The sequence below is a fragment of the Acidovorax sp. BL-A-41-H1 genome (assembly GCF_051942715.1).
Genome location: NZ_JBPVJQ010000004.1, coordinates 164,309 through 186,329, shown reverse-complemented (window position 1 = coordinate 186,329; position 22,021 = coordinate 164,309). Strand labels below are relative to the sequence as shown.

The 22,021-nt window shown below is 66.7% G+C and carries 22 protein-coding genes and 1 other annotated feature; of the genes, 11 read left to right on the top strand and 11 right to left on the bottom strand.

Going from position 1 to position 22,021, the window contains the following annotated elements:
- Positions 1 to 23: 23 nt before the first annotated feature.
- A complete protein-coding gene (locus tag ACTPOI_RS09870) occupies positions 24 to 908 on the top strand; it encodes a LysR family transcriptional regulator (protein WP_440108450.1) in 885 nt (294 codons plus the stop codon).
- 64 nt (positions 909 to 972) lie between these two features.
- Here the strand turns inward: ACTPOI_RS09870 and ACTPOI_RS09865 are convergent, their stop codons facing one another.
- Positions 973 to 2,184 (bottom strand): HupE/UreJ family protein, encoded by a 1,212-nt coding sequence (locus tag ACTPOI_RS09865; protein ID WP_440108449.1) that lies wholly within the window; start codon positions 2,182 to 2,184, stop codon positions 973 to 975.
- 32 nt (positions 2,185 to 2,216) lie between these two features.
- Positions 2,217 to 3,308, bottom strand: coding sequence for a hypothetical protein (locus ACTPOI_RS09860; protein ID WP_440108448.1), 1,092 nt, complete (start codon positions 3,306 to 3,308; stop codon positions 2,217 to 2,219).
- 252 nt (positions 3,309 to 3,560) lie between these two features.
- On the opposite strand from ACTPOI_RS09860, the gene ACTPOI_RS09855 reads away from it, so the two are divergent.
- The 5 genes from ACTPOI_RS09855 (at position 3,561) to ACTPOI_RS09835 (ending at position 6,487) form a co-directional block, all read left to right on the top strand.
- A complete protein-coding gene (locus tag ACTPOI_RS09855) occupies positions 3,561 to 3,713 on the top strand; it encodes a hypothetical protein (protein WP_291515906.1) in 153 nt (50 codons plus the stop codon).
- Between the two features lie 237 nt (positions 3,714 to 3,950).
- Positions 3,951 to 4,466: a phosphatidylglycerophosphatase A family protein gene (locus ACTPOI_RS09850; protein WP_440108775.1), complete on the top strand. Its 516-nt coding sequence runs from the start codon at positions 3,951 to 3,953 to the stop codon at positions 4,464 to 4,466.
- Positions 4,466 to 4,993 (top strand): CinA family protein, encoded by a 528-nt coding sequence (locus ACTPOI_RS09845; protein WP_440108447.1) that lies wholly within the window; start codon positions 4,466 to 4,468, stop codon positions 4,991 to 4,993. Before ACTPOI_RS09850 ends, ACTPOI_RS09845 begins: the two co-directional genes overlap by 1 nt.
- A gap of 57 nt (positions 4,994 to 5,050) precedes the next feature.
- Complete coding sequence (locus tag ACTPOI_RS09840; protein WP_440108446.1) at positions 5,051 to 5,956, top strand: alpha/beta fold hydrolase; 906 nt, start codon at positions 5,051 to 5,053, stop codon at positions 5,954 to 5,956.
- A gap of 42 nt (positions 5,957 to 5,998) precedes the next feature.
- On the top strand, positions 5,999 to 6,487 hold the full coding sequence (locus tag ACTPOI_RS09835) for a nuclear transport factor 2 family protein (protein ID WP_440108445.1): 489 nt from the start codon (positions 5,999 to 6,001) through the stop codon (positions 6,485 to 6,487).
- A gap of 128 nt (positions 6,488 to 6,615) precedes the next feature.
- Here ACTPOI_RS09835 and ACTPOI_RS09830 read toward each other — a convergent pair whose 3' ends face one another.
- From ACTPOI_RS09830 to ACTPOI_RS09815, 4 genes are all read right to left on the bottom strand, one after another.
- Positions 6,616 to 7,032, bottom strand: a complete 417-nt coding sequence (locus tag ACTPOI_RS09830) for a GIY-YIG nuclease family protein (RefSeq protein ID WP_440108444.1) — start codon at positions 7,030 to 7,032, stop codon at positions 6,616 to 6,618.
- A 48-nt stretch (positions 7,033 to 7,080) separates the two neighbouring features.
- A protein-coding gene (locus ACTPOI_RS09825; protein ID WP_440108155.1) for an IS3 family transposase occupies positions 7,081 to 8,306 on the bottom strand; the annotation gives its coding sequence in 2 pieces (ribosomal slippage) (positions 7,081 to 8,018 and positions 8,018 to 8,306; 1,227 coding nt in all).
- Positions 7,912 to 8,028, bottom strand: a sequence feature (AL1L pseudoknot). (Overlaps the previous gene by 117 nt.)
- 655 nt (positions 8,307 to 8,961) lie before the next feature.
- Positions 8,962 to 10,476, bottom strand: a complete 1,515-nt coding sequence (locus ACTPOI_RS09820) for a SulP family inorganic anion transporter (protein ID WP_440108443.1) — start codon at positions 10,474 to 10,476, stop codon at positions 8,962 to 8,964.
- A 315-nt stretch (positions 10,477 to 10,791) separates the two neighbouring features.
- Entirely contained in the window at positions 10,792 to 11,670 is an 879-nt protein-coding gene (locus ACTPOI_RS09815) for a UPF0149 family protein (RefSeq protein ID WP_440108442.1), read from the bottom strand.
- Positions 11,671 to 11,903: 233 nt separating this feature from the next.
- Between ACTPOI_RS09815 and ACTPOI_RS09810 the strand changes: the two genes are divergently transcribed.
- The 4 genes from ACTPOI_RS09810 to ACTPOI_RS09795 all read left to right on the top strand — a co-directional run bounded on the left by ACTPOI_RS09810 (position 11,904) and on the right by ACTPOI_RS09795 (position 17,013).
- Positions 11,904 to 13,655, top strand: coding sequence for an FMN-binding glutamate synthase family protein (locus tag ACTPOI_RS09810; protein ID WP_440108441.1), 1,752 nt, complete (start codon positions 11,904 to 11,906; stop codon positions 13,653 to 13,655).
- The gene (locus ACTPOI_RS09805; RefSeq protein WP_440108440.1) at positions 13,652 to 14,506 is read left to right on the top strand and encodes a hypothetical protein; all 855 of its coding nucleotides are present in this window, start codon (positions 13,652 to 13,654) and stop codon (positions 14,504 to 14,506) included. Before ACTPOI_RS09810 ends, ACTPOI_RS09805 begins: the two co-directional genes overlap by 4 nt.
- A gap of 12 nt (positions 14,507 to 14,518) precedes the next feature.
- Positions 14,519 to 14,947 (top strand): GNAT family N-acetyltransferase, encoded by a 429-nt coding sequence (locus ACTPOI_RS09800; RefSeq protein ID WP_440108439.1) that lies wholly within the window; start codon positions 14,519 to 14,521, stop codon positions 14,945 to 14,947.
- Positions 14,948 to 15,294: 347 nt separating this feature from the next.
- The gene (locus ACTPOI_RS09795) at positions 15,295 to 17,013 is read left to right on the top strand and encodes an ABC transporter ATP-binding protein/permease (protein WP_440108773.1); all 1,719 of its coding nucleotides are present in this window, start codon (positions 15,295 to 15,297) and stop codon (positions 17,011 to 17,013) included.
- A gap of 63 nt (positions 17,014 to 17,076) precedes the next feature.
- Here the strand turns inward: ACTPOI_RS09795 and ACTPOI_RS09790 are convergent, their stop codons facing one another.
- The 4 genes from ACTPOI_RS09790 to ACTPOI_RS09775 form a co-directional block, all read right to left on the bottom strand.
- Positions 17,077 to 17,562 carry a putative toxin-antitoxin system toxin component, PIN family gene (locus ACTPOI_RS09790; RefSeq protein WP_440108438.1) on the bottom strand — a complete coding sequence of 162 codons (486 nt, stop codon included), beginning with the start codon at positions 17,560 to 17,562 and terminating at the stop codon, positions 17,077 to 17,079.
- The gene (locus tag ACTPOI_RS09785; protein ID WP_440108437.1) at positions 17,559 to 18,857 is read right to left on the bottom strand and encodes a THUMP domain-containing class I SAM-dependent RNA methyltransferase; all 1,299 of its coding nucleotides are present in this window, start codon (positions 18,855 to 18,857) and stop codon (positions 17,559 to 17,561) included. Before ACTPOI_RS09785 ends, ACTPOI_RS09790 begins: the two co-directional genes overlap by 4 nt.
- Positions 18,858 to 19,156: 299 nt before the next feature.
- A complete protein-coding gene (locus ACTPOI_RS09780) occupies positions 19,157 to 19,699 on the bottom strand; it encodes a hypothetical protein (RefSeq protein WP_440108436.1) in 543 nt (180 codons plus the stop codon).
- Positions 19,700 to 19,715: 16 nt separating this feature from the next.
- Entirely contained in the window at positions 19,716 to 20,870 is a 1,155-nt protein-coding gene (locus tag ACTPOI_RS09775; protein ID WP_440108435.1) for a zinc-dependent alcohol dehydrogenase, read from the bottom strand.
- A 250-nt stretch (positions 20,871 to 21,120) separates the two neighbouring features.
- Here ACTPOI_RS09775 and ACTPOI_RS09770 point away from each other — a divergent pair, with 250 nt between their 5' ends.
- Positions 21,121 to 21,354, top strand: coding sequence for a hypothetical protein (locus tag ACTPOI_RS09770; protein WP_440108434.1), 234 nt, complete (start codon positions 21,121 to 21,123; stop codon positions 21,352 to 21,354).
- A gap of 226 nt (positions 21,355 to 21,580) precedes the next feature.
- On the opposite strand, the gene ACTPOI_RS09765 is transcribed toward ACTPOI_RS09770, so the two are convergent.
- Positions 21,581 to 22,015 (bottom strand): acyl-CoA thioesterase, encoded by a 435-nt coding sequence (locus ACTPOI_RS09765; protein WP_440108433.1) that lies wholly within the window; start codon positions 22,013 to 22,015, stop codon positions 21,581 to 21,583.
- Positions 22,016 to 22,021: the final 6 nt, after the last annotated feature.

Here is a 22,021-nt window from a genome sequence, read left to right as displayed (position 1 = left end):
CCCACCACACCGCAAGCGTTGTCATGAAACAGAACTTCGACTGGGGCCTGGTGCGCTCGTTCCTGGCCGCGCTGGACCAGGGCAGCCTGCTCGGCGCGGCGCGCGTGCTCGATGCCAGCCAGCCCACCATCGGCCGCCACATCGCAGAGCTGGAATCGCAGCTGGGCGTGGTGCTGTTCGAGCGCACGGGTCGCGGCCTGCTGCCCACGGCCAGCGCCCTGCGTTTGGCGGAATCTGCCCGCGCCATGGAGGCCGGCGCGCACCAGCTGGCGCGCAGCGTGTCAGGTGCAGAAACCGCCATCAGCGGCAGCGTGCGCATCACCGCCAGCGAACCCGTGGCCTGCGTGCTGCTGCCGCCCGTGCTGGCGCGCATGCGGCAGGCGCTGCCCGACGTGCAGGTCGAACTGGTCGCCAGCAACGAGGTCACCAACCTGCTGCGCCGCGAGGCCGACATCGCCCTGCGCATGGTGCGCCCGGACCAGGCCAGCCTGGTCGCCAAGCGCATCGGCAGCGTGAAGCTGGGCGCCTTTGGCCACCGCGACTACCTGCGCCGCAAGGGCACCCCGCGCCAGCCGCCCGAGCTGCTGCAGCACGAACTGATTGGCGGGGACCGCAACGAGGAAATCCTGCAGGGCTTTGCCACCATGGGCTACCCGGTCGAACGCGGGCACTTTGCGTTTCGCACCGACAACCTCATGGCCTACTGGGCCGCTGTGCGCGCCGGGCTGGGCATCGGCTTTGTGGCCACCTACATGGCCCGCACCGACCCAGACGTGGTGCCGGTGCTGCCCATGCTGCCCCTGCCCGAACTGCCCATCTGGCTCACGGTGCACCGCGAGATCCGCACCAGCCGCAGGATTCGGGCGGTGTATGACTTTTTGGCGGCAGAGGTGCCGCAGGTGCTGTAGCCGCCGCGCAGTGCGATGCGATGCGATGCGATGCGATGCGATGCGCGGCCAAGGTACCAAGGGCTTACAAAAGCCCCATGCGGTCCAGTATCCACCACGTGCCGATGACCGCAATGGCCAGCGACCCGCCCGCCACCACCACCACGCGGTAGAACGCCGTGCGGCGCAAGGCCCAGGCCAGCGGCAGAAACACCAGCACGATGGCGAGCTGGCCCAGCTCCACCCCCACATTGAAACCGCCCAGCGCCACCGCCAAGTCGCGTGCGGGCAGGCCCAGGTCGAGCAGCACGTTGGCAAAACCAAAGCCGTGGATCAGGCCAAAGGCAAACGCCAGCCGCCAGCGCGTGAACGCCCAGAAGCCCAGCAGGTTGTTGAGCGCGGCCAGCACTACCGACAGGGCAATCACCGGCTCGATCAGGTGGGCGGGCGGGTTGAGCCAGCCCATCACCGAGGCGATGAGCGTGATCGAATGCGCCACCGTAAAGGCCGTGACCACCGCCAGCACCTGCAGGAACACGGTACGGAACGAGGCCTCAGGCGCCCAGCGCGTCACGCGCTGCCGCGAGGGCACCAGCGGCGCCAGCACCAGCAGGCTCAGCAGAAACAGGATGTGGTCGATGCCGATCCAGATGTGCCACACGCCGTCGACCACATAGCGCTGCAGCACCTGCAGGGCCGACCCGCCGCCGGCCTGCAACTGCGCCTCGGGTTGCTCGGGGCTGAGCATGGCGCTGGTCTGCAGCGCGGGCACATCCACGCGCAGCAAGGCGCGGTGCAGGCTGTCCTGCGCAAAGATGAGGCCGTAGCGCAGCGCCAGCGGGCCCTGCCCGGCATCCAGCGCGCGCGCGCAGTCGGGCAGCGTCCATTCAGCACTCAGGTAGATGCCGTCGGATCGCTGACTGGCGAGCACATCGACCGGCGCCAGCGCGCACGCCTTGCCGCCCGCCGTGAGCGTGATGCCGGCCGTGAGCCACGCTTGCAGTTCGCCCTGCCGTTCGGCCACTTCGGCCCAGGTGACCTCGCCGTTGCGGTCGCGGTCCAAGTCAAACTGCAGGTCAATGTCGCGCAGATGCACGTCGGCGCGCAGCACCAGCGCACCATCGCGGGCCGACAGCGCCAGAAAGCTGTTGCTGCTGGAATGCGCCAGCGCCGGGCTGGCGGCGCACCACCAGAGCAGGCAGGCCGCCAGCAGAGCCATCCAGCCGCTCAGGCTGGAGTGAGGCTTACGGTGACCGGTGAGGGCTTGGAACGGCAGTGGCAAGGTCAGCGTCGGCATGGGGATCCGGGCGGGAGTGCGGCGACAGCGTGTCATCGTGCCCCCTTGAGCTGCGCCTGCAGCTTGCCGGCCAGCGGCGCGAGCACCGGGTCGGTGTAGCCGGTGGCGGCCATCCAGCGCAGCACGGGCTCGCCGGCGGCGGGCTGGTTCAGTTGCAGCGCGGCCTCCAGCAGCAGCACGGCGTCGGCAGGTTCGTTTTGCTCGCGCCAGTTTTGTGACGCGAGCGCCAGGCCCCGCGCAAGGTCACGCCCGGTGCGGATGTAGTACACCATCTGCGGGCGTTCGATCATGGCCTCGCCACGCTCGGCCTGCACTGCCATGCGGCCTTCGACCAGCGCCGCCAGGCGCTCGGCCTCGCCATCGTTCAGCGCGCGGCTGGCCAGCAGCGACTGCACCAGCAGCGCATCGGAGGGCGACTTGACGCTGGCCACGCGGCGCGCGCGATCGGGCTGGCGCTGCTCGTTGTACAACTCGGCCAGCGCCAGCCGCACGCCGTGCGCGCGAGGGTAGGCCTGCAGGTGCTGCTCCCACACCTGCGCGGCCCGGTCGGGCTGGCCCGCCACGCGCAAGGCCTCGCCCTGGTGGAAGCGCAGCCAGCCCTGGGTCAGTTCCCCCTGGTAGTCAGTCTTGCGCACCAGCGCATCAAACAGCGGCAGGGCCTCGGCCGCGCGGCCGGTGCGGTAGAGCAGCGTGGCACGGCAGGCATTGCCCTCATCCGCCCCGAAGCGCTGCGCGATCTCGGCGCAATCGGCCGCGGCGGCGGTCATGTCGGAAGCCAGCAGGTGCAGAGAAAACCGCCACGACCAGAACTCGGGCTGCGCCGGGTCGAGCGCGATGGCGGCATTGATGTCCTGTAGCCCGCCCGCAAAGTCGTGGAAGCCCTGCCGCACCAGGCCGCGCAGGTAGTGGCCCCGGGCGGGCAAGGCCGTGGCATCCCACCAGGGCGCAAGCGCGGCCCGGGCAGCGCCGTACCAGCGCAAATCGCCTTCAGTGAGCCCCAGCACGAAGACGGCGCGGGCATAGTCCAGCGCCTTGTCGATGTCGCCGGGGGCCGCGCGGCGCGCCTTGTCGGCTTCGCGCAGGGCGGCCGACTGGCCGCCGAGGGCATGCAGCGATGCGGGCAACACCACCTGACCGGCGGGCGGCTGAAAGCGGGGCTGGGCTTGGACAAAGCCGCAGGAAACCGCCGCGGCACAGGCCAGCGCCGCGTGCCGCACCCATGCGCTGGAACCAGCAAAGCCCGATACCTTAGTGAAACCGCAGGGCTTTGGGCGAAGCAGCAAATTTGATGACAAAGCGTTAATCTCCGCTCGGGGTGTCAGGTTACGGGCATTCTGCTTTGTTTTTCGCGTAACCGCTTTCCAACGAGGTGAACCATGAAAACTCTGATCTCCGCCATCGCCGCCGCTTTCGTCCTTGCTGCCACTCCTGCCATGGCCGGTAGCCACGGCGGCGGCAAAATGGATGACAAGAAAGTGGACTGCAGCAAGAAAGAAAACGAAACCAAGGCCGAGTGCAAGAAGAAGTAAGCACACCGGATTTGCAGCTGCGCTGCAGAGGCGATGGCCGCGCGGCCATGCCCTGCAGAGCTGCCTGGCCAGGCCCACGCCGATCACGGCGGTGGGCCTTTTTCATGCCCGGTGGTTTGGCAATGTCCCCCGGCTTCAGTGCAGCTTGCACACGGCGCCGTCGCCCCGGCCGGCGCTGCCCGGGCAGCCAGCCCCGACAATCGCGCCATGGATGAAATGAACGCGTCTTCTGCTCACATGCCCTCCGCCGCGCCCCGCAGGCCCGGACGCCCGGGCGTCCGGTTTCTGCTGGCCCACCCGGCCCACCTCATTGCGCTAGGGTTCGGTGCCGGGCTGTCGCCGATGGCGCCTGGCACCGTGGGCACGCTGTGGGCGTGGCTGGCGTTCCTGGTCATGCAGCAGTGGATATCGCCCGCCTCCATGGGCTTGGTGATTGCCGCCAGCACACTGGTGGGCTGGTGGGCTTGCACGACCGCCGCACGCAACATGCGCGTGGCCGACCCCGGCAGCATCGTGTGGGACGAGGTGGTGGCCTTCTGGCTGGTACTGTGGCTGGCCATGCCCATGGGGCTTTGGGGGCAAATTGTGGCGTTTGCGCTGTTCCGGTTTTTTGATGCCGCCAAGCCCGGGCCGGTGGCCTGGGCCGACAGCCTGTTCAAGGGGTTCGGCTGGCGCGGTGGCTGGGGTATCTTGTTTGACGACTTTGTGGCAGCCTTTTGCACCCTGCTCGTCATTGCCTTCTGGAGATTCTGATGACCGTCACATCGCTATCAAAAAGTGAGCTGCAAGCGTTTGATACAGAAGCGCTAGAGGCCAATCTGACCCAGATTTCACTGATTTTGATGCAGCACGGACACCGTCTGGCCACGGCCGAAAGCTGCACCGGCGGCATGATCGCCGCGGCCTGCACCGACATCGCGGGCTCCAGCCAGTGGTTTGACCGTGGCTTTGTGAGCTACTCCAACGCCGCCAAGACCGACATGCTGGGCGTGCCCGCCGCCCTCATCGAACAGCACGGTGCCGTGAGCGAAGAGGTCGTGCGCGCCATGGCCGACGGCGCCATCACCCATTCGCAGGCCCACATCAGCCTGGCAGTGACCGGCGTGGCTGGCCCCACGGGCGGCAGCGCTGCCAAACCCGTGGGCACGGTGTGGTTCGGCTGGTGCGTGGGCGGGCAGACGCACACCGAGATGCAGCACTTTGCGGGCGACCGTGCCACGGTGCGCGCCGCCACGGTGCGCTATGCGCTGCAGCGCCTGCTGGGCTGGCTGACGGCCTGACCACTGCTGGCCGGGCCCCAAGCCCGAAACCCCTGCCTTTCATCAACGAATGCATCCATGACCACTGCATCCCCCTGGTTCGACGGTTTCACGGCCCAGCGCATCGCCACATCGGGCGCCGACATCTTTGTGCGCACCGGCGGCGCCGCGGGTGCCCCGCCGTTGTTGTTGCTGCACGGGTTTCCGCAAACGCATGTGATGTGGCACCGCGTGGCGCAGCAGCTGGCCCAGGACTTCTTTCTGGTGATGCCAGACCTGCGCGGCTATGGCGATTCATCGCACGCACCCGGTCTGCCCGACCACAGCAACTACAGCAAACGCGCCATGGCACAAGACATGGCCGAGGTGATGACCGCCCTGGGCCACGAGCGCTTTGCCCTGTGCGGCCACGACCGGGGCGGCCGCGTGGCACACCGCCTGGCGCTGGACCATGCCGCGCGCGTGAAGAAGCTATGCGTGATCGACATCGCCCCCACGCTCGACATGTACGCGCGCACCGACATGGACTTTGCGCGCGCCTATTACCACTGGTTCCACCTGATCCAGCCCGCGCCCCTGCCCGAGACCATGATCGGGGGCAACGCGCTGGCCTACCTGCACGCCAAGCTGGGCGGCTGGGGCAGCGCGGGCCTGGCCCACATCGAGCCCCAGGCGCTGACCGAATACGAGCGCTGCTTTTGCACGCCCGAAGCCATCCACACCGCCTGCGAGGACTACCGCGCCAGTGCCGGCATCGACCTGGAGCACGACCGCGCCAGCCGCGCGCAGGGCGACAAGATCGCTTGCGACACGCTGGTGCTGTGGGGCGCGCAGGGTGTGGTGCAGCGGCTTTTTGAACCGCTGGCACTGTGGCAGGCCCAGTGCAGCGGCCGCGTGACGGGTCAGGCCGTGCCGGCCGGACACTTCATTCCCGAACAGTTGCCCGATGAAACGGCCCAGGCGCTGCGCGCCTTCATGCGCTGACACCGCCATTGCGCCACCCTTTTCATCACCACGCTACACCCCATGCACCCCAACGCCCAAACCCTGCAACGCTTCTACACCGCCTTCAGCCAGCTGGACCACGCCACCATGGCGGCCTGCTACGCGCCCGACGCAACCTTTGAAGACGAAGCCTTTTCCCTGAAAGGCCGCGAGCAAGTGGCGGGCATGTGGCGCATGCTGTGCACCGCCACGCAAAAGCCTGGCGCGCGCGAGCACTGGAAGCTGGAGTTCAGTGGCATCGACGCCGACGCCACGGGCGGCAAAGCCCACTGGGAAGCGCACTACCTCTTCAGCGCCACGGGGCGCAAGGTACACAACATCATTGATGGCAGCTTCACCTTCACCCCCGAAGGCCTGATCGCCACGCACCGCGACCGCTTCAGCTTCTGGCGCTGGGCGCGGCAGGCACTGGGGGCGCCGGGGCTGCTGCTGGGCTGGTCGCCGTCACTGAGGCGCAAGGTGCGGAGTACGGCGGCGGGGAATTTGAAGAAGTTTTTGGGGCAGGGGTGAGGGGTGTCGCTCTGCGGGTGGCAGTCGATCACCGCGAGTAAAAGCGGACGCTTCACTTCACATTCGAGTTGACGTTGGGCATCGCCTCGACCGAGGGGATAGGCCTCATGGCAGGTCGTTGACTTGAATTAGGTCTTAGATAGAGCGCGAACTATGGCAACTAGGCCCCATACGACGAGAAGCACGGTGAACCAGCGGACCCCGCGTTTACTTGTGGCTGAGTCCATGCGTTCGCTCGATAAGAGCGTCGAGTCGCGTGTACTCGGGTACCTTGCCCTTGATGTATGAGTATTAGAAGCTGAGTCGTGGCTCGTAGGTTTTGCCGGTTTGAAATCACCAAGAGTCGCCTCGCGCTGAAGATTTGCGCTCACTGGCTGAGTTGAGTCAGTTGAATAGCACTCACGCTCAATAACCTCAATTGCGAGACTCAAGTCCACTTCGAAGAACTCTTGCCCCCACTTGCCGGTCCGATGCCGAGCTAAGGCGGCGTGAACGCGTCGCTCGGCGCGCCCACAGTCTTTCGTCTGGCTCTCGAAGACGCACACGTAGTTTGAACCGCCCCGGGTTTCGCGGAGGCTGTTTGGTTTAAGTGCTCATGCCACTGCAGCTGATTGCTCGACGAGTTGGCGGTAGTAGTTTGCCTCAGCTTCAGCAGGCGGGATGTAGCCCAGCGGCCCCATCAGACGATGGTTGTTGAACCACGAGACCCACGTCAGCGTGGCGAGCTCGACTGCCTCGCGGGTCTTCCAAGTCCGTCGGTGGATCACCTCGGCCTTGTACAGGCCGTTGATCGTCTCGGCCAGGGCGTTGTCGTAGCTGTCGCCTTTGCTGCCCACAGACGGCTCGACCCCTGCCTCTGCCAAGCGTTCCGAGTACCGAATCGAAACGTACTGCGAGCCGCGATCCGAGTGGTGAATGAGGCTGCTGTCGCGCTCGGGTTGCCGCTCGTACAGCGCTTGCTCCAGAGCATCGAGAACGAAGTCCGTGGTCATCGATGTGCTCACGCGCCAGCCCACGATGCGCCTGGCGAAGACGTCAACGACGAATGCCACATAGAGCCAGCCCTGCCAGGTAGAGACATAGGTGAAGTCCGAGACCCACAGCTGGTTCGGCCGCTGTGCATGGAACTGCCGATTCACCTTGTCCAGCGGGCACAGTGCCTTACGGTCACTGATGGTCGTGCGAATCACCTTACCGCGTCTGACACCCTGCAGCCCCATTCGCTTCATCAGGCGCTCGACCGTGCACCGAGCAACGACCTCGCCCTCGCGGTTCAGCTGCATCCACACCTTGTCGGCGCCGTAGACCTGCAAGTTGGCGTTCCACACCCGCTCGATGGTCGGCATCAACACCGCATCGCGCCGGGCCCTGTGGCTGAGCAGGCCGGTGTCGCGCAACCGGGCTGCATGCCTGCGATAGGCCGACGGGGCGATCTGCAGCAGCCTGCACATCGGCTCGACCCCGTGGACTTCGCGGTGTTCGTCCACGAACCGGTACATCACTTCAACCGGCGGTCGAGCTCCGCCTGGGCGAAAAACGCGCTGGCCAGCTTCAATATCTCGTTGGCCCGGCGCAATTCTTTGACCTCGCGTTCCAGCTCCTTGACCCGTTGGGCTTCGGCCGTGGTGACACCTTCTCGCGTACCTGCATCAACTTCGGCGCGTTTGACCCATTCGTTCAGTGTCTGTGGCACGCAGCCAATCTTGGCGGCGATGGACTCGATGGCGGCCCACAGTGAAGGGTACTCCCCGCGCTGCTCCTGCACCATCCTCACTGCGCGCTCACGCACCTCAGGCGAGAACTTGTTCGTCTTCTTCATGGCTCAATCCTCTCAGAGTGTTGAGCCTCCTCGAAACCCGGGGCGGTTCAGTTCGCGGGCATTCCCGTAGCTGCATCCCTATTTAAGTCAGCAGCCCGGGCGCTCCCGGAACGTGTGGATTGACCAATCTTGAACAGCCCATCCCTAAGCGCGGTATTCCGAAGGACGTAGACGACTCCTGGCAACCCGTCGTTCTGTGTGTATGACGACTTTGAGCCAGTGACGTATCGATGAGCGGTTCGTGAGCTTGAGTGGCGACGACGCATGTGATGAGGCCTACCGTGATGTATCCCGCACGACGTGCGGAATAAACCGGAGCGTGCGAGTTATGCTGAACACTGATTTCTCCTCGACGCGGCTTGGACATTGGACTTGCGGTCAGTGCGATGGTCAAAAGCATGGGCACAAACATTCCGCCAAGCCCCGCACGCCTTTGCCCAGCAAACTATAGCTTGCACGCAGGCTATCGCCGGACGCGTGGGCAGCGCGGTTTGGACTGCAAGCCAGCTGGAAATGAATCAACGGCTGCTTAGGCCCAAAGCGCCCATCGCTGCGCTCATCCAACTGGCCGCTCCCTCAGCCTTAACGCCGCTTGGCGGGCTACGCGGCTGAGCACTCCCTGAACCCCCAACCACACCGGGCCCCCCTGCACCGGTCACCCTCCCGCTTTGCCCTGAGTACCGGCGGGAGCCGCATCGCTCCCCATCCGATCCACCAACACCGCGCTGGCCTCATTAAGCCCCACCACCTGCACCACACAGCCGTGGTGACGCAGCCGCTCCACCACCTTGTCCAGCGCCGCCACGGCCGTCACGTCCCAGAAATGCGCGTGCGTCACGTCGATGCACACGGGCCGGCCCTCGGCGCCCAGCACATCAAAGGCCTCGATAAACGCATCGGCCGACGCAAAGAACACCTGACCTGACACATGCCATATGCGCTGGCCGGTCGCCGCGTCGTCCACAGCGCGCACCTGCAGCATGCGCGAGACCTTGAACGCAAAGAACACGCCGCTGAGCACCACACCCGCCGCCACGCCGGCGGCCAGGTTGTGCGTGCCGATGGTGACGGCCACGGTGGCCAGCATCACGGCGCTGGACATGCGCGGGTGACGCACCAGCGTGCCCAGCGATTTCCAGTCGAACGTCTCGGCCGACACCATGACCATGATGGCCACCAGCGCGATCACCGGTACCTGCGATACCCAGTCTTTCAGCAGCACCATCAGGATGAGCAGAAACACCCCGGCGAACAGCGTGGACAGCCGCCCGCGGCCGCCGTACTTCACGTTGCCCACGGCCTGGCCGATCATTCCGCAGCCTGCGATGCCGCCAAACAGGCTGGCCGCGATGTTGGCCAGCCCCAGGCCCGTGCACTCGCGGTTCTTGTCGCTGGGGGTCTCGGTCATCTCATCGACCACGGCGGCCGTCAGCACCGATTCGAGCAGGCCCACCATGGCAATGGCGAGGGCGGGCAGCAGGATGATGCGCAGGGTGTCGAGCGACACGGGCACCTGCGGCAGCGCAAACACCGGCAGTGCATCGGGCAGGTTGCCCAGGTCGGCCACCGTGGGCAGGCGCAAGCCCAGCCACGATGCCAGCAGCGTGAGCGCCACCACGCAGATCAGCGGCGACGGTATGGCCGAGAGCGCCGGGAGGCTGAGCACCCGCCCCAGCCACGGCAAGCCGTAGATGATGGCCAGCCCCAGCGCCAGCATGGCCCAGGTGGCGGGCGCTGCGCCCTGCAAGTGCGGCAGCTGCGCCGCAAAGATCAGCACAGCCAGCGCATTGACAAAGCCCGTGCGCACCGAGCTGGAGACAAAGCGCATCAGCACGCCCAGCTTGAGCAGCCCAAACACCACCTGCACCGCACCCGCCAGCAGCCCCGCCGCCAGCAGATAGCCCAAGCCGTGCGACTGCACCAGCGGCGCCGCCACCAGCGCCACCGAGCCTGCAGCGGCCGACACCATGGCGGGCCGCCCGCCAGCGAAGGCGATGACGATGCTGATGACAAACGAGGCAAACAGGCCCACCGACGGGTCCACGCCGGCCACGAACGAGAACGCGATGACTTCCGGAATCAGCGCAAACGTGGCCACGGCCCCCGCGAGCAATTCACGCGGGATGCTCGGGGCCCATTCGGCGCGCAGGCGGGTCAAGAAAGACGACATAGGCAAAAAACAGGGTGGTGCGGCGCCAAACAAAACGCGCCCGAAGGCGCGTGGCAGGAAAACAAGCCAGACAAGCCTCAAGGGAGCCTATCCATAAAGCACCGGTAGACATCACTTACGTAGCAAACCGATACCGCGAATTCATCGACGTTGAGGGTCATCTGCTCGCATCGACTCCAATCTCTTCAGCGCGCGCAGCCCCATCAGCGGCCACCGCGCAAGGGCCGCCCCGCCGCGCTGGTGGCGTCCCCCTTCCCGAATCGCATGGCGATTCGAGAGAAGGGGGAAGGCGCGCAGCGACTCAGGGGGATGTGCTCATCCTCCGTGGCACTTCTTGAACTTCTTGCCGCTGCCGCAGTGGCAAGGGTCATTGCGGCCCGGCTCGGGGGCCTTGCGCACGGTTTCTACACGCGGGCCCATGCTCTTCCACAGCTGGCGCAGGTCGTACACGGCCCAGATGGCTTCGCCGAAGGCTTCCACGCGCGCCTGGCTGGTGCTGGGCGGGCCGTCTTCGCTGAACATACAGACCTCGGGCTTGCCGGTGTCGTCTTCGGTCAGGGCGACGATGCTGTCGAGCGCATCGTCGAGCCACTTGGCGGCTTCCTTGTCGCGCGGGGCGGCCCAGTCCTCGGGCCAGTTTTCCACCGCAAACATGAAGCCCAGCGCCCACACCTGGCCAAACGACGGGATCTCCTGGTCGTCGCCCATTTCGGCGCGCTGCTCGTCGGTCAGGCTGGCCACCGCGCCGCGCATGTCCATGGCTTCGGGCTGGAAGGTGCGGTCGTCGTCCAGCGTCTTCACGTCGGTGTCGAGCTGGGCCGTGATCTCGTTCCAGCGGCGGTCCCACAGCGCGATGAACCGCGCCTGTTGCGCGGCATCGGCAAACGCGGGCAGCAGGGGCAGCGGCGCGCCGTCTTCCACATCCAGCTCGGCACCGTCGCCCAGCAGCATGGGCAGGTATTCGGCGGGCGGGATGGGGCGGCGGCTGCAGATCACGGCGGTCATGAAACCATCGCAGAACTCCCACTGCGGGATTTCTTCGCCGCGCGAGCGCAGGTCATCGAGGATGTTGTCGATCTCTTCGAGTTCGTCCGGCCCCAGGCCGGCGGGAATGGCCGGGCTGGCCAGCGCGCTGGCGGGCGTGACGTCTTCGGTCGGGGCGGCGGAGATGGGCGGTTGTACGGGGGCAGTCATGGCGGGTATCCGTGGTCAGGAGATAAGGGCGACGCGGGGCGGCAGGCGGCAGCAGGGAAAACGCGGGGGCGCATGCTGTCACAAACGTTTACTTTTATGATGCACTGGACGGCGCTGGCACGACAAGCCGCGTGCAACGCCGTCCATGGACCCGGCCGCGGCCGTGATACGGCATCGCAAAAGGCGGCCAGTGTAGCCCTGCACGTTGTTGCCACCAAAACCCGGGACGTCCCATGATCCACCAGCTCAACCAACTGTATCCCGTGCGGTACACCGCGCTGGGCCTGTGCGCCCTCGGACTGGCGCTGTCACTGGGGGGGCTTTTTTCCTTCGGCTTCACCCTGTGGCTGGCGGCACTGGCGTGCTTGCTGGGGGGCCTGGTGGGCCTGGGCTTTTACGACCTGCGCCAGACGCGGCATGCGGTGCTGCGCAACTACCCGGTCATCGGCCACCTGCGCTTCATGCTGGAGTACATCCGGCCCGAAGTGCGCCAGTACTTCATTGAAAGCGACAGCGAGGCCGCGCCGTTTTCGCGGGCGCAGCGCTCGCTGGTGTACCAGCGCGCCAAGGGCGAGCCCGACAACCGACCGTTTGGCACGCAACTCGATGTGCGCGCGCATGGCTACGAATGGGTGAACCACTCGATGGCGCCCACGCAGCTGCCTTCGCACGACTTCCGGGTGTGGATCGGCGGCAGCCCCGATGCGCCCTCGCCCTCGGTGCAGCCCTGCACCCAGCCGTATCACGCGAGCGTGTTCAACATCTCGGCCATGAGCTTTGGCGCGCTGTCGGCCAATGCCATATTGGCCCTGAACAAGGGGGCCAAGGCCGGCGGCTTTGCGCACGACACGGGCGAGGGCTCGATCTCGCGCTACCACCGCGAGCATGGCGGCGACCTGATCTGGGAGATCGGCTCCGGCTACTTCGGCTGCCGCAACAGCGACGGCACCTTCAGCGAAGAGCGCTTTGCCGCCAACGCCACCGACCCGCAGGTCAAGATGATCGAGCTGAAACTCAGCCAGGGTGCCAAGCCGGGGCATGGCGGGGTGCTGCCCGGGGCCAAGGTCACGGCCGAAATCGCCGAGGCGCGCGGCGTGGCCGTGGGCGAGACCTGCGTGTCCCCCGCCAGCCACGGCGCGTTCAAGACACCGGTGGAGATGATGCAATTCATCGGCCGGCTGCGCACACTCTCGGGCGGCAAGCCCACGGGCTTCAAGTTCTGCCTGGGCCACCCCTGGGAATGGTTTGCCATCGTCAAGGCCATGCAGGTCACGGGCATCACGCCCGACTTCATCGTGGTCGATGGCGCCGAGGGTGGCACGGGCGCCGCCCCGGTGGAGTTCATCGACCATGTGGGCGCCCCGCTGCAGGAGGGCCTGCTGCTGGTGCACAGCACCCTGGTGGGCGTGAACCTGCGCGACCGCGTGCGGCTGGGCTGCGCGGGCAAGGTGGTCAGCGCCTTCGACATCGCCCGCATGATGGCGCTGGGGGCCGACTGGTGCAACGCCGGGCGCGGCTTCATGCTGGCGCTCGGCTGCATACAGGCGCAGACCTGCCACACCGGCCACTGCCCCACCGGCGTGACCACGCAAGACCCGCTGCGCCAGCAGGCCCTGGTGGTGCCTGACAAGGCCACGCGGGTGGCGCAGTTCCACCGCAGCACATTGCATGCGCTGCAGGAGCTGGTGCAGGCCGCCGGCCTGCGCCACCCCAACGAGATCACCGCCCACCACATCGTGCGCCGCATCAGCGACACGCATGTGCGGCTGTTGTCCAACCTGATCACGCGCATGCAGCCGGGCGCCCTGCTGGGCCCGCTGGATGCGCAGCACAATGTGTTCCGCCAATACTGGCCACTGGCCAGCGCACACAGCTTTCAGGCCTGCGAGCCCGAGCTGGAGCCCTCGGTGCCGCACCATGTCGAGCTGGTGCAAGCCATGGCTGCGGGCGCCACTGCTGTCCAGACACCTCCTCCCGCTGCATGACCCACGGAATTCCGATCACCCCCACCCCGCCTCCTTCTGTCGCCACGGACCCGCACACCACCGGGGGCGACTACGCCGTCTTCCTGAAGCAGCAGCTGGCCACGCAGCCCCGCAACGTGATGGACCACCTGCTGGGTGATGAAAAGATCTGGGTCAAGCGCGCAGGCGCGCCGCACGGCAGCGGCCGTTACCGCGCCATGGCGCTGCTGGCCGGGCTGCTGCGCCTGCCGGTGCTGCGCCCCGTGCCGAACCCGGGCGGCCCCACCGCCATTGCCACCGAGGTGCGCCGCCTGCAGGACCTGGCCACCCGCGGCATTCGCGTACCGGTGGTGCTGGCCGCGCAGCCCGACGGGTTTGCCATGCGCCACCTGGGCCGTCCTACCGACGTGACGCCCTCACTGGGCAACGAGATCGACGACGCTGCCCGTGCGGGCCAGCACCGCGAAGTGCTGGCGATGTGGCAGCAAGGCCTGCAGACGCTGGCCCATGTCCACCGACAGGGCACCTGCCTGAGCCAGGCCTTTGCCCGCAACCTGGTGCGCTGCCCCGACGGCGCAATGGCCTGCATCGACTTTGAGGACGACCCTGCCGCCGTGCTGCCGCTGGCGCTGTGCCATGTGCGCGATGCGCTGTGCTACGCACACTCCACCGCCATCTACCTGCGCGAAGGCGGCACGCTGGCCGAGGCGCGCCAGAGCTGGGCGGCATGGGTTGCGGATGAAAGTGCCGAGATGCAGCACGTGCTGGCCGACAGCGTGCGCCGCATGGGCTGGATGCGGCACCTGCCCGAGAACCGCAAACTGGGGCGCGACTTGCAGCGGGTGCGGGCGGCATATGACCTGCTGGCCTGACGGCGCCTGGCGGTGAGCGGCTTCGAGATCTACACACCCACGGCCGAAGAAGTGGACTCTGGTGTGCTCGGCCGCCGGCTGCGGGCGTTCAACTACGGCTTTGTGGGCGAGTGCGGCCAGTCACAGCCTGTGTGGGTGAGCGCACGGGACGCACAGGGCACGCTGGTGGGCGGGCTGCGCGGCTTTGTGTTCTTGCAGTGGCTGAATGTCGATCTGCTGTTTGTGGACGAGGCTGCCCGGCACCAGGGGCTGGGCCGCAGCCTGCCGGCAACAGCCGAACACAGGGCGCAAGAGCTGGGGGCGCACAGCGCCACGCTCAACACCTTTGAGTGGCAGGCGCGCGGTTTTTACCTCAAGCAGGGCTACGAGGAGTGCGGACGCATCGACAACTACATCGCGGGATTTCACCTGCCGTACCTGAAAAAGTCCCTCGCGCCTTGAGGCCACCCGGCAGCGATCTTGCCGGGCTCGGGTAAAGCACGGCGCGCGCGGTGAGGCTGCGCACGCGGCTCGCGCTGGCGGCTGGGGCGCGGCGTGGTTCTCGGCTGACAGGCTGGTCATCAATCCGCGGCTATGGTGGAGCCCGGTGCACCGTGCACTGCGTTGCCCTCCTACCGTATTCCATGCAATCTCCCCTTCCTGCTGCCGCTGCCGCGCTTGACGAACCCCTGTCGGCCGCCGCACTGCCAGACCCAAGCCACGATCCTGCCGCCGCTGCGGCACCCCCAGCGGCCAAGCCGCGGCGCCGCCGCCCTCCCACCCTGTCATGGTCGGCGTGGAAGCAGTTCATGAGCGTGGCCCGCCCTTACTGGAAGGGCGACAAGAAGAGTACCGCCTGGGGCCTCCTGGCCCTGCTGGTCGGCCTGATGGTGTGCGAGACGCAGCTGGCCGTGATGCTGGTCGACAAGACGGGTGAACTCACCTCGGCCCTGGCCGCACAGCAGGCCGACCGGTTCTGGTCGGCGGTGCGCGCCAGCCTGCTGGTGGTGGCCTTTGCCGTGCCCGTGTACGCCTTCTACTACTACATGCGCGACGCGTTTTCGAACCACTGGCGACGCTGGCTGACGCACCGGTTTCTGGATGGCTACCTGGGTGAGCGCAAGTACTACGAGATCGGCAACGGCACCGACATCGACAACCCCGACCAGCGCATCAGCGAAGACATCAACACCTTCACCGGGCGCTCCACGCACTTTCTGCTGATCTTTCTGGGCTCGCTGATGCAGCTGGTCGCCTTCAGCGCGGTGCTGTGGTCCATTTCGCACACGCTGGTGGCGTTTCTGGCCGCGTATGCGCTGCTGGGCACCTTCGGCGCGCTGTATTTCTTCGGCGCACCGCTCATCCGCTTGAACTTCTGGCAGATCCGGCGCGAGGCGGACTTCCGGTTCAGCCTCATGCGCCTGCGTGAGAACGCCGAATCGATTGCGTTCTACCGCGGCGAGCCCCAGGAACGCGCGCTCATCGACCAGCGCTTCGAATCCGCGTTCAGCAACTTCGCCAGGCTCATCCGCAAGCAACGCTCGCTCAACCTGTACCAGCGCGCCTTCAGCCAGCTCACGCTGGTGCTGCCGGCGGTGATCCTGGCGAGTGATGTGCTGGCTGGCCGGCTGGAAGTGGGCCGTGCCATCCAGGCGGCGGGGGCCTTCGCCGCCGTGCTGGCCGCGGTGTCGCTGATCGTCGACAACTTCGAGAGCCTGAGCCGCTTCGTGGCCGGCATCGACCGGCTGCACGCGCTCTCCCAGGCCGTGCTCAAGACCCCGGCCGCGCCCACGCCGTGGGCCGAGCCCCCTGCACCGGCAGGCCACCCGAAGGTAACGGCGACCGGGCCCGCCGGGGAAATCAGCACGCGCACCAGCGACACGCTGCAGCTGCAAGACGTCACGCTCTACACGCCGCAATTCGGCAGGCTTCTGGTCAAGGACCTGTCACTGCAGCTGAACGCCGGCGACGCCCTGCTGATCACAGGGCCCAGCGGGTGCGGCAAGAGTTCTCTGCTGCGGGCCATTGCCGGCCTGTGGCGCACGGGCAGCGGCATCATCGCCCGCCCGCCCATGGAAGACATGTTCTTCCTGCCCCAGCGGCCGTACATGCAGGTCGATACGCTGCGCAGCCAGATCATCTATCCGGCCAAATCCTCGGCGCTGACCGACGAACGTTTGCTGGAGCTGCTGGAGGAAGTACACCTGCCGGCGCTGGCCGAACGCGTCGGCGGCCTGGATGTGACGCAGGACTGGGAAAAGCTGCTGTCCACCGGCGAGCAACAGCGGCTGGCGTTTGCCCGCGTGCTGGCCCAGGAGCCTCGCATCGTGGTGCTGGACGAGGCCACCAGTGCCCTGGACAGCGCCAACGAGAACGCGCTCTACGAACGCCTGCGCGCAAGCGGTACCACCATCGTCAGCATCGCGCACCGGCCTGCGGTGCTGCGGCACCACACGCATGTGCTGGAGCTCAAAGGGGAAGGGGCGTGGCAGCTGCATCCGGCGGCGGAGTTCAGCTTCGACCTCTGAGGCCGGGCTGGCCACGGCACAGCGCGGCATAGCGCGGCCGCTTGCGCCCCGCGCGTGGCGCGCTCAGACGGCGGCGGGTGCCGCCTGCATATCGAGCGCCAGTTCCGTGGCCACATGCGCGCCCAGGTTCAGCAAGCGCTTGCGCATGCAGATCACCGCCTTGTCCTTGCTCAGCAAGATCGCCTGGTACGCAGCGGCGAGGTCGATGAACTTCTGGTCGTCGGAATCCTTGCACACGTAGACCACCTTGGGCGCAATGTCAACCAGCCGTGCCTGCGCATCGAATGCAGCGAGGACCTGTGCGGCGCTCACCTGATAGAAGTCCATGCGCTCCATGATGTGCGGGTAGGCCAGCACGCGCTCCAGCTCATCGCGCATGACCTGCGTGGCGATCCACGCCAGGCGGCCCTCGGCCAGCAGCGTGCGCAGTGGCACGGTGCGCGCGTCGCTAAAGATGAGCAGGTCGAGCGCGACGTTGGTGTCCACCACCACCGGCCGCACCGGCTCATCTGCCGGGGCTGCGGCGGGCAGGCGCAGCTGCACCTTCATCGCGGGGTGCCGGGTGCCGGGGTGTCGCCGGGCCCGGCCTTCGCGGCGCGGTCACGCACAGCGCCCTTGATGAGGTCGAAGCGGAACATGCGGCATTCGATGGGGCCGTTCCACATGGGCACGCGGCGCGATTCCTTCAGGCGCATCTTGCCCGGCAGCTTCAGATCGGGCGTGAGCATCCAGGCCGTCCAGCCGGTGTAGTTCTTCTTCCAGTGCGATGCGAGCTGGCTGAAGAATTCGCCGCCGTCTTCGGTCTGCGCCTCTTCGCGGCCCACGGCCATGCCCTGGGCGCGGTCTGCGGCACGCTCGCTGGCATTGCGGCCGGCGGCACCGGCAGCGGCAATGCGCTCGCCGTAGGGCGGGTTCAGCAGCATCACGCCGGGCTCGTCGCAAGGCGGCATGCGCTGCAGGGCATCACCGCCGCGCAGCTGCACGGCATCGGCCACGCCGGCGCGTTCGGCATTGCGCTGGGCAAAATCGACCATGCGGAAGGTCACATCACTGCCAAATATGGGCACAGCGCTGGTGGTGATTGCCCCTTCTGCTTCGTTTTTAATAGCAGACCAGACATGCACCTGGAACGGCAGCAGTTTCTCGAACGCAAAGCGCCGGATCATGCCCGCGGGGATGCGGCAGGCGATCTGCGCGGCTTCGATGGCGATAGTGCCGCTGCCGCAGCAGGGGTCGTACAGCGGCTGCGGGGTGTCGCCGTGCGGGTCCCAGCCGCTGGCGGCAATCATGGCGGCAGCCAGGGTTTCCTTCAGCGGCGCGTCGCCCTTGTCCTCGCGCCAGCCGCGCTTGAACAGCGGCTCGCCGCTGGTGTCGATGTAAATCGTGGCTTCGTCGGTGGTCAGGTGCAGGTGGATGCGCACATCGGGCCACTGGGTGTTCACGTCGGGGCGCACACCGCTCTTGGCACGAAAGCGGTCGGCCACGGCGTCTTTGACCTTCAGGCCCGCAAAGTTCAGGCTTTGCAGCGGGCTGTGCTGGGCGGTGACTTCGACCTTGAAGGTCTGGCGCGTGGTGAACCAGATCTCCCACGCCACATCGCTGGCCGCGGCATACAGATCATTTTCGGACCGGTAAGGCCGGTGCGCCAGTTGCACCAGCACGCGCTGGGCCAGGCGGCTGTGCAGGTTCAACAGCAGCGCGTCGCGCCACGATGCGCGCAGCAGCACACCGCCGCGGCCCACCAGCAGGTCTTGTCCAGTCAGGCCGGTGATGCCGTGCACCTCGTCAGCCAGGAAGCTTTCGACGCCCGCAGCGCACGGAAGAAAAAGTTGGAGTTGGTTCATAGCAGGGCGTGAGGATAAGCCCTGTGGCGCACTCGGCGCCCAGGCAAGGCGCTTGCGGGGGCTGTGGGCGAGATGCCTGCGCTCGGCGTGTGGGTGCAGCGGCAAGAGGCCCGCTCCGCCCAAACCCTGAAAGCCCACCAGTCAACCGCTATGTTTTATATAGTATTACAGGCAATCAGAACGTGCGCCAGAGCCCTAAATGACCACAAATCGGGGTTGATTGCACCCGCTACAACCGTTCCGGCCGCTGCGCGGACCGCCCACTTAATTGAGCCGTGCCGGGCTCGTTTGCAGATCACTCACCGCAGCAACCGCCGCTCCTCCCGCCGATGGCGCAAGCTGCGCGCGATCAGCGCTGCTGCTGCAGCCAGCGCAGCCAGCAGCGCCAGCTTGCGCAGCAGGGCCGGGCGGTTGTGCTTCCATTCCGACGCGGCGCCCATCTCGGCCAGCACGTTGGGGATGTGGCCGCGCATCAGGTCTTCCAGCACGCCTTCGACCACGTCGATGCGGTCTGCCAGCAACAGCAGCATCCAGCGGCGCACATCGTTCTCGCTGGCCTCGAAGGCAAGTCGCCGCAGCGATCCGCTCAGACCACGCGGCGGCGCGGCGGTACCGAACACGGGGGTGATGCCCGGCCGCTCGATGGACGTGAGCACCTCCACGGTATGCGGCTGGGCGGCAGGTTCGGCCCAGTGCACGTGCGGCAGGCGGGGCGGCGTGCGCTCCATGGGGTAGGCGGGGCGGTTGGCCTTGTCCAGGTCGGCTCCCCACCCGGTGATGGCGGCGCGGTCGGCCTGCGCGCGCGGGCCGGGGGGCGTGTTTTCGATGTAGGTCTTGTGCATGGTCGGTGCCTCCTGGTCACTGCGGCGCGCCGCGCGGAACGATCACGGGCTTGATGCAATGGTCAAGCTTGCTGGAGAAGATGTGGTACGCCTCCGGGATGTCTTCCATCGCAAAGCGGTGGGTGATGATGTCGCGCGGGCGGATGCGCCCGGCCTGGATGTGCTCGATGAGCCGCGGCAGGTGGCGCTTGACGCTGGCCTGGTTCATGCGCAGCGTGAGGCCCTTGTTCACTGCGTTGCCAATCGGCACGGCATTGAAGGTGGGGCCGTAGACCCCGACGATGGAAACGCGCCCGCCCTTGCGCACGGAGTTGATGCACCAGTGCAGCACAGTGGCGGCCCCGCCCTGGAGCTTGAGGCGCACCCCCGTCAGGTACTGCGCTGCATTCCCCGCAGCCTCGCAGCCCACGGCGTCAATGCACACGTCAGGCCCCAGGCCATCGGTCATCTTCTTGAGGTGCACGGCCATGTCGCCCACCTGCTTGAAGTCCACCGTTTCGCACTGCGCGTAGTTGCGCACAAACTCCAGCCGGTATTCCACATGGTCGACCACGATGACGCGGCCCGCGCCCATGAGCCAGGCGCTTTTGGCCGCGAAGATACCTACGGGCCCGGCACCGAAGACGACCACCGTGTCGCCCTCTTCGATATCACCCATCTCGGCGGCCTGGTAGCCGGTGGGCAGCGCATCGGTCAGCAGCACGGCGTCTTCCACATGCATGTCTTGCGGGATCACCGTGGGGCCCACATCGGCCATGGGCACGCGCACAAATTCGGCCTGCCCGCCGTCGTACCCGCCCGTGGTATGTGAGTAGCCGTAGATGGCGCCCACGGCGGTCGCCTCGGCGTTGGTGTTGTGGCAGTTGCTGTAGAGCTCTTTCTGGCAGAAAAAGCAAGTGCCGCAGAAGATGTTGAACGGCACGAGCACATGGTCGCCCGGCTTGAGGTTCTGCACTGCAGACCCCACGGCCTCCACCACGCCGGTGAACTCGTGGCCAAACGTGGTACCCACTCGCGTGTCGGGCACCAGCCCGTGGTACAGGTGCAGATCAGACCCGCAGATGCACGAGCGCGTGACGCGCACAATGGCGTCGCCGGGGTGTTCGATCTCTGGCTCGGCCTTGTGGGCCACGCGGACCCGGTAGGGGCCGCGGTAGTTCATTGCAAGCATGGCGATACCTTTCAGTTCGCGCCATCTTCATTGCGGCTTCGGCGGCCCGGCTGTAGGAAAACACCCGCTGAACCCGCAGGAACAGGCACAGCCCCAGCGGCACCGCACCGCCGGTCATTCAGCCCCAATGCGCAGGCCGCCTATCGCGCGTGCGCCGCGCGTCCTACACGTGCCATGCACCTGGCGGGCTTACCGTGCAGCTGGGGTCGCAACACTGCGCCCGTCTCATATCCCGAAACCGGAGCGCCCGATGACCCGCAAGCCTTGGCCTTTTCCTACCGCCCAATCACACCCCAAGCCGGACCCTGTTGCTGCGCCGCCCGATAGCGCGACCGGGCACAAGTCCGTGGAAGTGCAGGAGGTCAGCGAACCAGCGCTCGACCATGCCGTAGAAGAGAGCTTTCCCGCAAGCGATCCGGTATCCGTGGTGTCCACCAAGGTGGTGCGCGAAGAGCGCAAACCAGACGCACGCACCAGGCACTGACGTGCATTGACTGACGCCGGGGCGTTGCTGAATGCTGCCCCTTGGCTGGCTGGACCAAGGCTCGCTGGATAAGCCCCGGCGGTGCGGCGTGCCCTGGATGGAGAGGGCTGCAACGCGCAAACTGAAGGAATGGCGGCCCTGTCCCGAGGATTTGCAACCGCAGACCGTGCGGAGCCCGGGGTGCGCAGTGCGCGAGAGGCTTGGTCCGCGTAGCCCTCCACCGTGATCAGGCCACGGCAGCCTGCAGCAACCGCAAGATCGCCTCCGGTACTGGCGCCACCTTGCGCGTGTGCTTGCCAATGAAAACAATGCCGATCTTGCCGCGCGCCACTTCGCGGCCCCCGGATTTTTCGGTCATGCAGAACACCAGGTCAAAGCCGTAGCGGTTGAAGTCGGCCGCCACCATTGCCACCCGCATGGTTTCGCCGTGAAACCCCTCCGACTTGTACTGGGCCACGATGTCGCCCACCACGATGGACAGGTCACCCACATCCGCCTCCGAATACCCCAGGGACTGGAAAAACCGCACGCGCGCCTCAGACACCAGACTGAGCAGCTGCGCGTTGTCGAGATGCCCGCCCTGGTTGACGTGGCTGATGTAGATCTGCATTTCGGTGCTGAAGCTGAAACGCGCGGGGAGGTCGAAAACGATGCGGGGCATGGGAAG